Source organism: Segatella intestinalis, from assembly GCF_029348455.1.
Lineage (GTDB): Bacteria > Bacteroidota > Bacteroidia > Bacteroidales > Bacteroidaceae > Prevotella.
In genome coordinates this window covers 63956-78150 of the sequence record NZ_JARJVV010000012.1, presented here as the reverse complement: position 1 = coordinate 78150, position 14195 = coordinate 63956, and the positions used below count along the sequence as shown (strand labels likewise).

The 14195-nt window shown below is 45.3% G+C and carries 14 protein-coding genes; 13 read left to right on the top strand and 1 reads right to left on the bottom strand.

The window, feature by feature from the left end:
* Positions 1 to 539: 539 nt before the first annotated feature.
* From P3T48_RS09485 to P3T48_RS09425, 13 genes are all read left to right on the top strand, one after another.
* On the top strand, positions 540 to 1943 hold the full coding sequence (locus P3T48_RS09485; RefSeq protein WP_276506529.1) for an SLC13 family permease: 1404 nt from the start codon (positions 540 to 542) through the stop codon (positions 1941 to 1943).
* Between the two features lie 109 nt (positions 1944 to 2052).
* Positions 2053 to 3030, top strand: coding sequence for a 6-phosphofructokinase (gene pfkA, locus P3T48_RS09480; RefSeq protein ID WP_022253230.1), 978 nt, complete (start codon positions 2053 to 2055; stop codon positions 3028 to 3030).
* A 431-nt stretch (positions 3031 to 3461) separates the two neighbouring features.
* On the top strand, positions 3462 to 4988 hold the full coding sequence (gene atpD / locus P3T48_RS09475; protein WP_276506528.1) for a F0F1 ATP synthase subunit beta: 1527 nt from the start codon (positions 3462 to 3464) through the stop codon (positions 4986 to 4988).
* Positions 4989 to 5116: 128 nt separating this feature from the next.
* Entirely contained in the window at positions 5117 to 5356 is a 240-nt protein-coding gene (atpC, locus tag P3T48_RS09470) for an ATP synthase F1 subunit epsilon (RefSeq protein ID WP_217758639.1), read from the top strand.
* Positions 5357 to 5404: 48 nt separating this feature from the next.
* A complete protein-coding gene (locus P3T48_RS09465; RefSeq protein ID WP_276506527.1) occupies positions 5405 to 5848 on the top strand; it encodes a hypothetical protein in 444 nt (147 codons plus the stop codon).
* 49 nt (positions 5849 to 5897) lie between these two features.
* On the top strand, positions 5898 to 7007 hold the full coding sequence (gene atpB / locus P3T48_RS09460; RefSeq protein WP_217758637.1) for a F0F1 ATP synthase subunit A: 1110 nt from the start codon (positions 5898 to 5900) through the stop codon (positions 7005 to 7007).
* An 84-nt stretch (positions 7008 to 7091) separates the two neighbouring features.
* Positions 7092 to 7334, top strand: coding sequence for an ATP synthase F0 subunit C (atpE, locus tag P3T48_RS09455; RefSeq protein WP_022253225.1), 243 nt, complete (start codon positions 7092 to 7094; stop codon positions 7332 to 7334).
* Between the two features lie 175 nt (positions 7335 to 7509).
* The gene (gene atpF, locus P3T48_RS09450; RefSeq protein WP_022253224.1) at positions 7510 to 8013 is read left to right on the top strand and encodes a F0F1 ATP synthase subunit B; all 504 of its coding nucleotides are present in this window, start codon (positions 7510 to 7512) and stop codon (positions 8011 to 8013) included.
* A gap of 5 nt (positions 8014 to 8018) precedes the next feature.
* The gene (locus P3T48_RS09445) at positions 8019 to 8555 is read left to right on the top strand and encodes a F0F1 ATP synthase subunit delta (RefSeq protein ID WP_022253223.1); all 537 of its coding nucleotides are present in this window, start codon (positions 8019 to 8021) and stop codon (positions 8553 to 8555) included.
* A gap of 175 nt (positions 8556 to 8730) precedes the next feature.
* Positions 8731 to 10317: a F0F1 ATP synthase subunit alpha gene (gene atpA, locus P3T48_RS09440; protein ID WP_022253222.1), complete on the top strand. Its 1587-nt coding sequence runs from the start codon at positions 8731 to 8733 to the stop codon at positions 10315 to 10317.
* A 6-nt stretch (positions 10318 to 10323) separates the two neighbouring features.
* On the top strand, positions 10324 to 11298 hold the full coding sequence (locus P3T48_RS09435; RefSeq protein ID WP_276506526.1) for a F0F1 ATP synthase subunit gamma: 975 nt from the start codon (positions 10324 to 10326) through the stop codon (positions 11296 to 11298).
* 265 nt (positions 11299 to 11563) lie between these two features.
* Positions 11564 to 11857 (top strand): HU family DNA-binding protein, encoded by a 294-nt coding sequence (locus P3T48_RS09430; RefSeq protein WP_022253220.1) that lies wholly within the window; start codon positions 11564 to 11566, stop codon positions 11855 to 11857.
* Positions 11850 to 13355, top strand: coding sequence for an HU family DNA-binding protein (locus tag P3T48_RS09425; RefSeq protein ID WP_276506525.1), 1506 nt, complete (start codon positions 11850 to 11852; stop codon positions 13353 to 13355). Before P3T48_RS09430 ends, P3T48_RS09425 begins: the two co-directional genes overlap by 8 nt.
* A 321-nt stretch (positions 13356 to 13676) precedes the next feature.
* Here P3T48_RS09425 and P3T48_RS09420 read toward each other — a convergent pair whose 3' ends face one another.
* Positions 13677 to 14189 (bottom strand): hypothetical protein, encoded by a 513-nt coding sequence (locus P3T48_RS09420; RefSeq protein WP_158463439.1) that lies wholly within the window; start codon positions 14187 to 14189, stop codon positions 13677 to 13679.
* Positions 14190 to 14195 lie beyond the last annotated feature (6 nt).

Below are 14195 nucleotides of genomic sequence, written 5' to 3'. Positions count from 1 at the left end.
TTTTTCTACGCAGGAGCTTGCTGTGTAAATTCTATTTCTGGGATAAGGATTAGTGCTTAAACAGTTGACCATATTATTTCCATTCTGTGTAATTTTCCTTTGCGGTAAAATGTTCCTTAAAGAGCACAAATGTGTCCCTTGCAGGTAGGGCGATGTTAATAAAGTTTAAAGTGGTCAACTATATTTTTTGATAGTTTCTATCAGAATAATGCAATAGGCTTCAACTGCTTACGAAGCCGCTTTCATTGCTCTACGAAATAGGCTTCATTGACTATTGAAGCCGCTTTGAACTGTGGTTTAACGATTTTGGTTGCTGAAGAGAGAGGAAAAGTAAACTTTCTCTTGTTGTTTGCGATTATTTGTCATTCGATTTTTAAATACAAACAAGTTGCTTTTTGCTATCTCAACATAGCAAAATGGATGGTAAAATGTTGCAATATGTTACTTTTCCATGAAACAATTGATTTTTTTTGCAGCTAAGTGCTTGTTATTTCAGATTAATTGTTAATTTTGCGTTTAAATAAAGAGAGCATAGTTATATGACGATAGTCATTGTGTCCATATTATTGTTGGGATGTCTCCTTATAGCAACGGAGAATATTACCAAGGTGAACCGTGCTGCCGTGGCCATTTTTGCTGGTACGGTGGGATGGGTTTTGTATATTTGTTTTGGTATGGATTTCGTAACCAGTCAGCATGCTTATGATTTTTCGAGCTATCTGCACAGTCAGACTCCTGCCATCCCAGAATCCAGCGCAACAGTCAAGAGCTTTATTTCCCGTTTTGTCTTCCTGCCATATGTGGGAAGAGCTGCAGAGATAGTCTTGTTCCTGTTGGCGACGATGACGATTGTTGAAATTCTCAACAATAATGGTTGTTTCGATTTTATCCGCCAGTTGCTTCGCACCCGTAATAGCAAGCGTATGATTTGGACACTTTCTGTGGTGACATTTGTTATTTCTGCCAATCTTGACAACCTGACCACTACTGTCATGATGCTTACCATCATGCATGGTATTATTCCCAGTCGCAGACAGCGTATGTTTTATGGCAGCGCCATCTTGCTGTCTGCCAATTGTGGAGGTGCGCTGACTGTTATCGGCAATCCTGAGGGATTGGTGCTGTGGAACGGTGGAGCAGTAACGGCCACCAGTTACTCTATGTCACTTTTGCTGCCCTGTCTTGCGACCTGGTTGGTTCCTACTTATCTGATATCGAGAAGTCTTCCCGAGCGTGTCGACACCGAATGGATCGTCATGCCTTATCGAGGCGATGATACCCGACTCAATGTATGGCAGCGTCTTCTCATGCTCTTTGTGGGTATCGGTGGACTGTGGTTTATCCCGACCTTCCATAATATCTCCAAACTGAGTCCTTTCTTGGGGGCTCTGTGTGTGTTGTCTGTCTTGTGGATTGTCAACGAGATTTTCAATCGCAAGCTGATGAACATGGATGCAATGGTCGACCGCCGTACGCCTCGTGTGCTGCAATATGGTGTCATTCAGATGATTCTCTTTGTGATGGGCATCATGTTGGCTGTAGGTGTTGTGAAGGAAACTGGAGCATACGATGAGTTGATGGAATACTTGGGTGTTAATGATAGTCAGCCTTTCGTTTGGCTTCATGGAGTGGCTGCGGGCGTGTTGAGTACGGTGCTCGACAATTTTGCGACTGCCATCAATTTCTTCTCGCTTCCTGACGAGATGGGACAAACAGGCTTGGCATCCGAACTCTCTACCGTCTACAGTTGCAATGGTTTGTATTGGAGGGTCGTAGCCTTCTGCGTAATGGCAGGTGGAAACATCTTGGGTATTGGAACAATGAGTGGTTTGGCATTGATGAAGATGGAGCGCATGCATGTAGGCTGGTTCTTCCGTCATGTAGGCTGGAAAGCCTTGGTGGGAGGCATCATAGGACTCGGATTTCTATGGCTGATGCAGTAACAAGGACATTAGATAATAAGGAAAGAAGAACATGTCCATTTTTTGAACGAAATCAATAAAAAATAAATATTATCATAAAATAACGTACTACAAATAAAGGTATTTGGTTATGGCAAAGATTAAAACGATTGGTGTACTGACATCTGGTGGAGACGCACCAGGTATGAATGCGGCTATTCGTGCCGTTACTCGCTCGGCCATCTATAATGGCTATACGGTAAAAGGAATTTTTCGTGGATACGACGGATTGATTAATGACGAGATCAAGACTTTTACAACAGAAAATGTAAGTGGTATTATTGGTACGGGTGGAACTATTCTGAAGACAGCCCGCTCTAAGGAGTTCATGACTGACGAAGGTCGTCAGAAAGCTTTTGAGACCATACAGAAAGAAGAAATCGATGCACTTGTTGTTATCGGCGGAAACGGATCGCTTACTGGTGCTATGAATCTGGCGCGCGACTTTGATATCTGCTGTATTGGTCTTCCAGGAACGATTGACAATGACCTTTATGGTACAGACAATACCATCGGTTACGATACTACCATGAATACGATAGTAGAATGTGTAGACCGTATACGTGATACTGCTCAGAGCCACGAGCGCATCTTCTTTGTAGAGGTGATGGGTCGTGATGCTGGCTTCCTGGCACAGAACAGTGCTATTGCAAGTGGTGCGGAGGCTGCTATTATTCCTGAAGACTCTACCGATGTCGACCAGCTGGCCCAGTTTATGGAGCGTGGTATTCGTAAATCAAAGAAGAGTTGTATCGTTATCGTATCGGAGAGTCCTAAGTGTGGCGCGCTTTATTATGCAGACCGTGTACGCAAGGAGTTCCCTGAGTTCGATGTGCGTGTGTCTATCTTGGGTCATTTGCAGCGTGGCGGTCGTCCTTCTGCACGCGACCGTATCCTTGCCAGCCGTACTGGCTGTGGAGCTATAGAGGCCATTATGCAGGGACAGAGAAACGTGATGGTAGGTGTAAGAAACAACGAGGTGGTTTATGTTCCTCTGTCAGAAGCCATCCGTTCCGACAAACCTTTCGACCGCAAGTTGATCAAGGTGCTTGACGAGTTGAGTATCTAATCCCAACTCATCATACACTACATGTGGAGGAAATATAAGAATAATCATTTTATAAAGCAGTAATGTTCCTCTTATATATATTAAGGTGTAATCCCTGGTTATCATAGATGACCAAGCTTGGTCACAATATATGGCAAGCCTTGGTCACAATATATGACAAACTCCGGTCATCATATACGGTGCAACTTAAAATGTATAATATAAAGACAAAAACTGTTTTATAAAATGGTTTAAAGGGGACTAAAAATGGTTTAAAGGCGAATAAAACTTCTCTTTAATTTGGCGTTTCCGCGAATGTTTGTTACTTTTGCATGCAAACTACTTGATGCCAAGAGTCTGTGCTGAACTTTCATACTCTCGTATGAGTTCAGAACCTTAATAGCAGCAAGTCAGAATAAAAATAAATATACTAACATTAAAAAAAATAGCTTATGTCACAAATTAACGGACGTATCTCTCAGATTATTGGTCCTGTTATCGACGTTTATTTCGATACCAAGGGCGAGAATCCAGAGAAGGTGCTTCCTAAGATTCACGAAGCTCTGAAGGTGAAACGCCCAGACGGACGTGACCTGGTCATCGAGGTGCAACAGCATATCGGTGAGGACACAGTTCGTTGCGTAGCCATGGACAACACCGACGGCTTGCAGCGTGGATTGGAAGTTGTCTCTACAGGCAACCCAATTCTGATGCCTGCCGGAGAGCAAATCAAGGGCCGTATGATGAATGTCATCGGACATCCTATTGATGGTATGAAAGAATTGGACATGAAAGGCGCTTATCCTATCCACCGTGCGGCTCCGAAGTTTGATGAGCTCTCTACGCACAAGGAGATGCTTGCCACCGGTATCAAGGTGATCGACTTGCTCGAGCCTTACATGAAGGGTGGTAAGATTGGTCTTTTCGGTGGTGCCGGTGTTGGAAAGACTGTGCTTATCATGGAGTTGATTAACAATATTGCCAAGGGACACAACGGCTACTCTGTGTTCGCTGGAGTAGGTGAGCGTACCCGTGAGGGTAATGACCTGATTCGAGATATGCTCGAGTCTGGCGTTATCAAGTATGGCGAGAAGTTCCGCAAGGCCATGGAAGAAGGCAAGTGGGATCTTTCTCTTGTCGACCAGGAAGAGCTTGCCAAGAGTCAGGCCACCTTGGTGTATGGTCAGATGAATGAGCCTCCTGGGGCACGTGCTTCTGTGGCGCTTTCTGGTTTGACCGTAGCCGAGGAGTTCCGTGATCATGGAGGAAAGAATGGTGAGGCTGCCGATATTATGTTCTTCATCGATAACATCTTCCGTTTCACTCAGGCTGGTTCTGAGGTTTCTGCGCTGTTGGGTCGTATGCCTTCAGCCGTAGGTTATCAACCAACTTTGGCATCAGAGATGGGTGCCATGCAGGAGCGAATCACTTCTACCAAGAATGGTTCTATCACCTCAGTACAGGCTGTTTATGTGCCTGCCGATGACTTGACCGACCCTGCTCCTGCTACAACCTTTACTCATCTGGATGCCACTACTGAGCTTTCTCGTAAGATCGCTTCTCTGGGTATCTATCCGGCTGTAGACCCACTGGGTTCTACCTCTCGTATTCTCGACCCGCTGATTGTGGGCAAAGCACATTATGATTGTGCTCAGCGAGTAAAGCAGTTGTTGCAGCGTTACAATGAGTTGCAGGACATCATTGCCATCCTCGGTATGGATGAGCTCTCGGATGAGGATAAGCTGACTGTGAACCGTGCTCGCCGAGTACAGCGCTTCTTGAGTCAGCCATTTACCGTTGCCGAGCAGTTCACCGGTCTGAAGGGTGTGATGGTTCCAATCGAAGAAACTATCAAGGGCTTCAATGCCATCCTCGACGGCGAGGTGGACGATCTGCCAGAGCAGGCGTTCCTCAATGTAGGTACTATCGAGGATGCAAAGGAGAAAGCTAAGCAGTTGCTCGCAGCAGCACAAGGATAATCCTAAAAGGTGAGAAGTGAAGTGTGAAGTATCCAAATGCTATGTCGTTAGAGATTCAGACACGAATCATTTAACGCTTACACTTAACACTTAACATTTAACACTTAACATTTTAAAATATAAGGATTATGTTACAGCTAAAGATAGTTTCTCCCGAAAAGGTAGTTTTCCAAGGTGAGGTAGAAAGCGTATTGGTTCCAGGAACTCTCGGCTCATTCGAGATTCTTAATGACCATGCGCCTATCATCTCTTCGTTAGAAGTGGGAAAGGTGGAATACACCACCAAGGAAGGAAAACAGACAATGAACATCAACGGCGGATTCGTAGAATGCAAGAAAAACGAAGTAAGCCTTTGTGTGGAAGTATAATTTAAAATTAAGAATTAGCAATAAAGCATTAATAATTCTCGATTAGGAATGGAAAAAGAAGAAAAGATGCGTTTGCAAAGCATCAGGCAGGCTGGTATCAAGTACAAGCAGATTTCTCTGTGGCTTACAGCTGCGTTGGCACTTGCCATCCTCTTTGCCTGCAGGGTGTCGGCTCAATGCGATGATATCCTTGCTCAGGTGGTTAAACCTTTGGTAGTGAGTGCAATATTCTCGCTCGTTGCAAGTACAGCTTATGGTGAGGCCTGGAAGGCTGTTGCAAAGTCTTCGCCTGCTAATCTCGCCAAGTTCTATCTGGCAGCTTTGGTCGTCAAGATGGTGGCAGGCACATTGGTGTTTCTCGTCTATGTGCTTACTTGCGACAAGCAGGACATCTTAGGCTTTACCGCTATCTTCGCCCTTTTCTATGTCGTACTTCTCGTGTTCGACTGTATCTACTTTGCACGGGTAGAGAAAAAGAGCCGACTCTCTTAAACGGCTCGGAAACTAACAAGATTAATAAACAAAGTAAGAATTAAAGAATATGAAACATCTCAAGCAATTCCTCTTGATGGCGATGCTGCTCTTCACGTTGGCACCTCTGCAGGTATCAGCTAAGGAGAACATCGACGTGAAAGAGATATTGTGGGGTCATATCAAGGATTCTTATGAATGGCATATCACTGAGGTGGGAGGTCATCCCGTAGTGATTCATCTGCCTGTCATCGTAAAGAGTTCAACGGGCTGGCACGTGTTCTGCAGTAGCGAGTTCTCTGAAGAGAGAGACGTTAACGGCGACCGTCCCGGACCATTTAATCTCGTAATTAAAAACGGTGACGCACAGACGAATCCCAACAAGATTGTAGAGAAGGTGGGAGGTCAGGAGGTTCGTCCTTTCGATATCTCCATCACGAAAACCGTCTGCGTGCTCTTCATCGATGCAATCGTCTTGTTGCTGTGTGTACTGATACCAGCTCGCTGGTGCAAGAAGCACAAGGTTGATGATCCTGCACCTAAGGGATTTGTGGGATTGATGCACATGTTTATCATGTCGGTTTACGACGATGTGATCAAGGCTACCCTCGGTAAAGAGGCTCCCAAGTACGCACCCTGGTTGCTTACTTGCTTCTTTTTCATCTTTGTGGCCAACCTCATGGGTATCGTTCCTTTCCCTCCTGGAGGTGGTAACCTGACAGGTAATATCGCCTGTACCGCATTCTTCGGTGTGACGACATTCCTGATTACCAACTTCACTGGTACCAAGGAGTACTGGAAGGAAATCTTCTGGCCTGAGGTTCCAACATGGTTGAAGGTGCCTGTTCCATTGATGCCATTCATCGAGCTATTCGGAATCTTTACGAAACCGTTGGCTTTGATTATCCGACTCTTCGCCAATATGATGGCAGGTCACGCTATCGCTCTTGCGTTTGCGGCTATTATTTTCATTATGTTCAACATCAGTGAAGATATGATCGTCAACTATATGGCAGGTACGGGTATGACAATCGTAAGTGTAGCGATGAGTGTCTTCATGATGCTCCTCGAATTATTGGTAAGCTACATTCAGGCGTTGGTGTTCACCATGCTGAGTGCAGTATTCATCTCGCTGGCTCATGTGCAGCATCATGAGGCTGAGCCAGAGGTAGTGAAGTAATATATGGTTTAGAAAACTAACATTACGGAACTAATTAACAAAGACAATTAACAAGAAAATATTAACAACTTAAATTTTAAGATTATGTTATCACTTTTATTAGCAGCAGATGCTCTCGCAAAGTTAGGTGCCGCAATTGGCGCAAGTTTAGCCGCAATTGGCGCAGGTATTGGTATTGGTCGTATTGGTGGCCAGGCTATGGACGCCATGGCTCGTCAGCCAGAGAAGATGGGCGACCTTCGTTCTTCTATGATTATCGCGGCTGCGTTGGTTGAGGGTGTTGCGTTCTTCGCTGTCATCATCGCCATCTTGGCAATCGTTATGTAATGATTGCCTGTTGCGGTCCTCGTCTTTAATGTGAGAGACGTACACCTTAATATTAAGACCTATACCTTATATTATAGAGGTTTACACCTTACAGGATAAGAACAGGGACGGGGACTGTAAAGCAATCAGAGTTAGTTAATAATAAAACGTTTAAGTTAAACTTTAACCAGTATATATGGATTTATTGATTCCTGATAGTGGTTTGCTTTTCTGGATGACGTTGGTCTTCCTCATCGTTTTCCTCATCCTCTGGAAGGCAGGATTTCCTGCCATCATTAAGATGGTGAATGATCGTAAGGACTACATCGACGAGAGCTTGCGTAAAGCTCACGAAGCCAATGAGAAGCTTGCCAATATCCAAAAAGAAGGTGAATCCATCTTGCAGGAAGCTCGCGAGAAGCAGGCTGCCATCCTCAAGGATGCTGCAGAAACTCGTGATGCCATCGTAGAGAAAGCCCAGGACAAGGCACGCGAAGAAGGTGCTCGACTTCTCTCTGATGCCAAGACGCAGATAGAGAACGAGAAGCAGAACGCCATTCGCGAGATACGTGGACAGGTGGCAGAACTCTCTGTTCAGATAGCAGAGAAGGTTCTCAAAGCCAAGCTTTCCGATGACAAGGCACAGATGGATATGATAAATCGACTGCTGGACGAGGTTTCTTCTGACAACAAACAGTAAAGCTTATGGATATAGGTGTAATATCGGTGCGTTATGCCCGTGCCCTCATCAAGGCGGCACTCGGCATGAAGCTCGAAGATCAGGTTTATCAGGAGATGCAGACGCTCTACAAGAGCTACATCGACGTGCCTGAACTGAGATTTACGATAGACAACCCTATGCTTTCCAAAGACAAGAAGCAAGCACTTCTCATTACAGCTCTTGGCAAGAAGCCATCTGAGTTGAGCCAGAAGTTCATTGCTCTCGTCTTGAAAGAGGATAGGGAGAGCACCCTGCAATTCATGGCTGCTTCGTATATCACTCTTTACAGGAAACAGAAGAACATCATCCGCGGTAAGCTGATAACCGCCACTGCCGTCGATGCCTCTACTGAGGACAAGATGCGCAAGATGGTGGAACAGAGAACGCAAGGTACTGTGGAGTTCAAGACTGAGGTGAACCCTGAACTGATTGGTGGTTTTATCCTTGAGTACGATACTTACAGAATGGATGCGAGCGTGAAGACTAAGCTCAACAACATTCTGACACAGCTCAAAAAGTAATTTTCTTGAGTAGTTAAGTTTTTAAGGAGTTAAAGGAGTTTACTATCAACACCTTTTGCCTGATATAAATTAGGAGTACTTCTTAAAATTGGATGAATTTGAAGACGAGAATATGTATAGTCTCAACTTCTTTCAACTCCTTAACTCCTCGTATAACAATTAAAGTAAACAAACAATGTCAGATAAAATTAAACCAAGTGAGGTGTCTGAAGTTCTTCAGCAACAACTACAGGAGGTGAATGGCTCTCAGCAGTTTGACGAGGTGGGTACAGTGCTTACTGTCAGCGATGGCGTGGCACGTATATATGGACTTCGTAATGCCGAGGCTAATGAACTTCTTGAGTTTGAGAACGGCACCATGGCAATTGTCATGAACTTGGAGGAAGATAATGTAGGTTGTGTCCTCTTGGGTCCAACAGCTGGCATCAAGGAGGGACAGAGCGTAAAGCGTACACATCGTATTGCCTCTATCCGCGTGAACGACAATTTCTTAGGACGTGTCGTTAACCCTCTGGGTGAGGCCATTGACGGACTGGGAGATATTGATCTTACCGACTCTTTCGAGATGCCTTTGGACCGCAAGGCTCCTGGTGTGATTTATCGACAGCCAGTAAAGGAACCTTTGCAGACAGGTTTGAAGGCTGTCGACTCCATGATTCCTATTGGTCGTGGTCAGCGTGAGCTTATCATCGGTGACCGTCAGACGGGTAAGACTGCCATAGCAGTAGACACCATTATCAATCAGAAGAGTTTCTATGAGGCTGGTAAGCCTGTATATTGTATTTATGTAGCTATCGGTCAGAAAGCCTCTACCGTTGCAGCATTGGTACAGAACCTCAAGGAGCATGGCGCTTTGCCTTATACCATTATTGTAAGTGCAACAGCTGCCGACCCTGCTGCGATGCAGTATTATGCTCCATTCGCGGGAGCTGCTATCGGTGAGTATTTCCGCGATCGTGGATATTCCGCTCTCGTAGTATACGATGACTTGAGTAAGCAGGCTGTGGCTTATCGTGAGGTATCACTGATTCTTCGTCGTCCTTCAGGACGTGAGGCTTATCCTGGTGATGTCTTCTATCTCCACTCTCGTCTCTTGGAGCGTGCTGCCCGTATCAACGACCAGCAGGAAGTTGCCGAGCAGATGAACGACCTGCCTGAGTGTATGAAGGGAAAGGTAAGAGGTGGTGGTTCTTTGACAGCTCTTCCTATTATCGAGACACAGGCTGGTGACGTTTCAGCCTATATTCCAACCAATGTGATTTCTATCACCGACGGTCAGATCTTCCTGGAGACCGACCTCTTCAACCAGGGCTTCCGTCCAGCCATCAACGTGGGTATCTCTGTATCTCGTGTAGGTGGTTCTGCTCAGATCAAGAGTATGAAGAAGGTGGCTGGTACCTTGAAGATTGATATGGCTCAGTATCGTGAGTTGGAGGCTTTCTCTAAGTTCTCAAGTGATATGGATGCCGTGACAGCAATGACCTTGGACCGTGGTCGTAAGAACGACCAACTCCTTGTTCAGCCTCAGTATCGCCCTATGCCAGTAGGCGAGCAGGTAGCCATACTTTATTGTGGTGTACACGGATTGATGCACGATGTGCCTATGGATAGGGTTCGCGAGTGTCAGGACCAGTTCCTTGATGCTATGCGTAGCCAGCACTCCGATGTTATCGAGACTTTGGCAGATGGTAAACTTACCGATGACTGTATCAAGGTTATCGAGGAGACCATGGCTAATGTTGCAGGACAATATAAAGCGTAATAGCCTATGCCGTCGTTAAAAGAGATTAAAACTCGCATCGCCAGTGTCAATAGTACCCGTAAGATTACGAGTGCCATGAAGATGGTTGCTTCGAGCAAGCTGCATCATGCTCAGGTAGCTATTCAGAATATGTTGCCTTACGAGAATATGCTGGAGCATATCCTCAAGAGTTTCTTGGTCAGTACTCCCAATGTGGAGCATGAGTTGCAGGTAGAGCACAAGGTAATTAAGCGTGTGGCTTTGGTGGTTTATAGTTCCAACAGCAGCTTGTGTGGCGGATTCAACTCCAATGTCATCAAGATGATGATGCAGGCGGTGGACGAGTATAAGGCTCAAGGCATTGACGACATCATGGTTTATCCTATAGGCAGAAAGGTGGCTGAGAAGGCACAGAAGTTAGGACTGAAGACTGGCGGAAACTTCATGGATCTTGCCGACCATCCCAATGCACAAGCTTGTGCCGACATCGCCCATAAACTTGCTCAGCAGTATGCTGCTGGCGAACTCGACAAGGTGGAGATGATTTATCATCACTTCAAGAGTGCCGGCTCGCAAATCCTGACACAGAAAACTTTCCTGCCTATCGACCTCTCTACTGAGGCTATAGGAGGAGACAACGACCGCGACCTCACATCCAATGTGGTTACGGCGAAGGCTCAGGAATACTTGCGTAAGAAACAAGTAGAGGATGATGAACACCAAATGTCAGAGGTAAAGCCTCTGAACGATGACTTCATCGTAGAGCCAGACTTGGAGACGGTATTGGGTGTGCTCATTCCTAAGCAGTTGCGACTGATGATTTACACAGCCCTTCTGGACAGTCAGGCCAGTGAGCATGCAGCCCGAATGGTAGCTATGCAGACTGCAACCGATAACGCCGATGAACTCTTGCGAGAGCTCAACCTGCAGTACAACAAGAGTCGTCAACAGGCCATTACGAATGAATTGCTCGATATTGTGGGTGGTAGCGTGAACAATTAGTTCCGTCTTTCCATTTCAATATCTTGTGAAAAAGAACTTTGTAGCCCTGCACTTTTCCGGTGTGTGGCTTCATAATCATAACAAAGGGGATATCAAGTTTGTCAAAACTTGGTATTCCTTTTTCTCTTTTTGGCGCATGCTGACTGCAGGGTGAAAGCCTCGCAACTTTCACTTTTTCTCCATTTTGTTTGGTTTTTAGTCATTATTTTACTAATTTTGCATTTTAAGGATTCTTCCCAATATCCACATATAGATTTTTATCATTATGAACAATAAAGAATACATAGCAGAACTTGCTCGCCAGACGGGTTATTCGCAAGAGGATGCACAGAAGTTGGTGAGAAAAGTGATTGATGCAATGATCTCTCAGTTCGAAGAGGGAGAGGCTGTCGCTATTCCTAATTTTGGAACTTTTGAGGTTAAGAAGCGTATGGAGCGCATGGTTGTCAACCCCACAACCAAGAAGCGTCAGCTCGTACCGCCCAAGTTGGTACTTGCCTTTCGTCCTGTAGCTGCTATCAAGGAAAAACTAAAGAATGGAGGAGTAGGAGATGAATAGATCCAGTATGTCAATTCTTGCCAGGATTCTTGCCGAGAAGAACAATATGACCATTTTGGAGGCTGAGGCTTTCATCAAACAGATGTTTGATGTGGCTAATGGTGTGATGCAGTCTGACAAGCAGTTGAAAATAAGATGGCTTGGTACTTTCAAGGTGACGTCTGTCAAGGATCGTGAAAGTGTGGATGTCAATACTGGCGAACGTATCATCATTGGCGGGCGTGATAAGATAACCTTCACTCCTGACAATATCCTGAAGGAAATTGTCAATAAGCCCTTTGCTCAGTTTGAGACTGTAGTTGTCAACGATGGTGTTGATTTCAGCGAGATAGACAGAAAGTTTGCCTTCGAAGCCAAAGAGGAGGTGTCTGCACCTTCTGATGAACAACAGATTGCTGAAGAGTCGGAGACTTCGCCCGTAGATAAGGCGGAAAGCATTCCCGATGTAGCTGAGATGTCTGACGAATCAGAGCTAAAGGAAGATGTCGTATCTGAAGTAACAGTTCAGGTAGAGGATTTATCTGTTGTTTCTGAGGAAGCTGAGGTGCCTGTATCAGAGATTAAAGAGAAAGAACAGCTTGTTGCTGATGCTCAAGAGTCCGAACAACCAGTATCAAAGGTGCGAGAACCCGAACTTCCTGATGCGGTCAATCTGTCTGAGCAATCAGTTGCTGAGGTGAAAGAGCCCGAACAGCCAGTAGTGAAGGAGGTACTCGTTCAATCTGTTACAGCATCTTCTGTTCAGGAGGAAACTGTAGTCTCTCGTCCCGAAACGATGGCTCCAGTTTCTCAAACTAAGCAGGCTGTCCCTGTCGGTAATCCTGAGAATACTGTCGAAGAGGACGATGAAGAGTCTTCATCAGATAGAAAGCATTATTTCATGCTTCCACGTTATGTCATATCTGTAGCTGTTATTCTGATTTTTCTCTTGATAGGAGGTATCGGCTGGTTCGCTTTCAACTATGGTAAGATGCAAGCCCAACGCAATCATCTTGCCTTGCAGTTGGAGGAAATGCAGAAGTTACGTATGGCGAAAGACAGTTTGGCACAAGCTCAGAAGGATGACTTGCGCACCAAAGCGCTTCAAGACAGTGCTCGTTTGGCTCAGTCTGCTGAGGTGTTAAATGGAGTTGATGAGCAGAATGCCGCCGCTCAGTCTGACAGCCTCAGAAAAGCAGTTGCTGCAAAGGAGATTGTCTCTAAGCAACAGACTGAAGTTGCCAAGCAGAAAGCTTTGAAAGAAGCCAAGCAGAAAGTGGAGGTGCAGGCTGCAAGCAAGTATGATGCCGATCCGCGTGTACGAACAGGTGCTTATCGCATCTTGGGTGTGGATCATTCGATAGTTGCCAAGAGTGGTCAGACTTTGAGCAGTATCAGCAAGTTGTATCTTGGTCCAGGTATGGAGTGTTATCTTGAGGCTGTCAATGGCGGCGCTATCGACGTGAAGGCTGGTCAGAAAATCCATATACCAAAGCTGGCATTGAAGAAAAAGAAATAAACTTTGAAGCATTTGGCTTTAAAGATAAAGCAATAAGAAAAATAACACACACCGCATAGATATTCTGTAGCTTGCAAAGAAACTGCAAGTTGTGAAGTGCGGTGGCTTTACGGTACTGCACGAGATTTTGTATGTGATAGAACTAAACAACAGAGAGTAGTTTACCGATTATTGTAAACTACTCTCTGCTGTTTTTTTATAAGAAACGTATTACCCTGTAATAGTGGTTTGATGTGATTTTGATTGCTTAGAACCACATAATAACATTACATAAGTTACTATTCCAGTTGGGGCTATAATACGGGTTGACTATGCAAATCTCTAAATCTTGCTCCAGTCGATAGAGCGGATGAAGGCGAGCGTCTTGATCCAGTCGCAGTCGAGGCAGAACTGTATGGGGTAGTCGGAACGGTTGAAGTAAGCCAGTGTGATTTCAGTATCGCTGTCGTTGAACAGTTTGTGGTCGATGGTGGCTTGCTTGAAGAGGCTTCTCACCATGCCTTTGTTGCGCTTCTTGGCTTCAGAGAGTCGCTTTTGATAAAGAGTTACATACTGGTTCATGGCGTAAGCCTGCTCATTGAGCATCTTGATACATGCGTTGAGTGAGTCGGCACTGATCTTCTGTTCCAACAGAACATTTGGGGGCAACACCTTGGAGCGCAGATAAGACATGGCATCATACTTGAACACAGCAGCCTTTCGTACCTCGCGGCTCAGTGTGGTGTCGTTGGTGATGCTGAGAGAAGTCTTTACTATCTCGTTGAGCACATCCTGTGCCTTGGTGGCTGTCGTAGTGAGGCAGCATACGGCTATAAGAAATAAGAACTTTTTCATTGTTTC

Coding starts and splice junctions, on each gene's coding strand:
- P3T48_RS09485 (WP_276506529.1), top strand. CDS start 540: ATGACGATAGTCATTGTGTCCATATTATTGTTGGGATGTCTCCTTATA.
- pfkA (WP_022253230.1), top strand. CDS start 2,053: ATGGCAAAGATTAAAACGATTGGTGTACTGACATCTGGTGGAGACGCA.
- atpD (WP_276506528.1), top strand. CDS start 3,462: ATGTCACAAATTAACGGACGTATCTCTCAGATTATTGGTCCTGTTATC.
- atpC (WP_217758639.1), top strand. CDS start 5,117: ATGTTACAGCTAAAGATAGTTTCTCCCGAAAAGGTAGTTTTCCAAGGT.
- P3T48_RS09465 (WP_276506527.1), top strand. CDS start 5,405: ATGGAAAAAGAAGAAAAGATGCGTTTGCAAAGCATCAGGCAGGCTGGT.
- atpB (WP_217758637.1), top strand. CDS start 5,898: ATGAAACATCTCAAGCAATTCCTCTTGATGGCGATGCTGCTCTTCACG.
- atpE (WP_022253225.1), top strand. CDS start 7,092: ATGTTATCACTTTTATTAGCAGCAGATGCTCTCGCAAAGTTAGGTGCC.
- atpF (WP_022253224.1), top strand. CDS start 7,510: ATGGATTTATTGATTCCTGATAGTGGTTTGCTTTTCTGGATGACGTTG.
- P3T48_RS09445 (WP_022253223.1), top strand. CDS start 8,019: ATGGATATAGGTGTAATATCGGTGCGTTATGCCCGTGCCCTCATCAAG.
- atpA (WP_022253222.1), top strand. CDS start 8,731: ATGTCAGATAAAATTAAACCAAGTGAGGTGTCTGAAGTTCTTCAGCAA.
- P3T48_RS09435 (WP_276506526.1), top strand. CDS start 10,324: ATGCCGTCGTTAAAAGAGATTAAAACTCGCATCGCCAGTGTCAATAGT.
- P3T48_RS09430 (WP_022253220.1), top strand. CDS start 11,564: ATGAACAATAAAGAATACATAGCAGAACTTGCTCGCCAGACGGGTTAT.
- P3T48_RS09425 (WP_276506525.1), top strand. CDS start 11,850: ATGAATAGATCCAGTATGTCAATTCTTGCCAGGATTCTTGCCGAGAAG.
- P3T48_RS09420 (WP_158463439.1), bottom strand. CDS start 14,189: ATGAAAAAGTTCTTATTTCTTATAGCCGTATGCTGCCTCACTACGACA.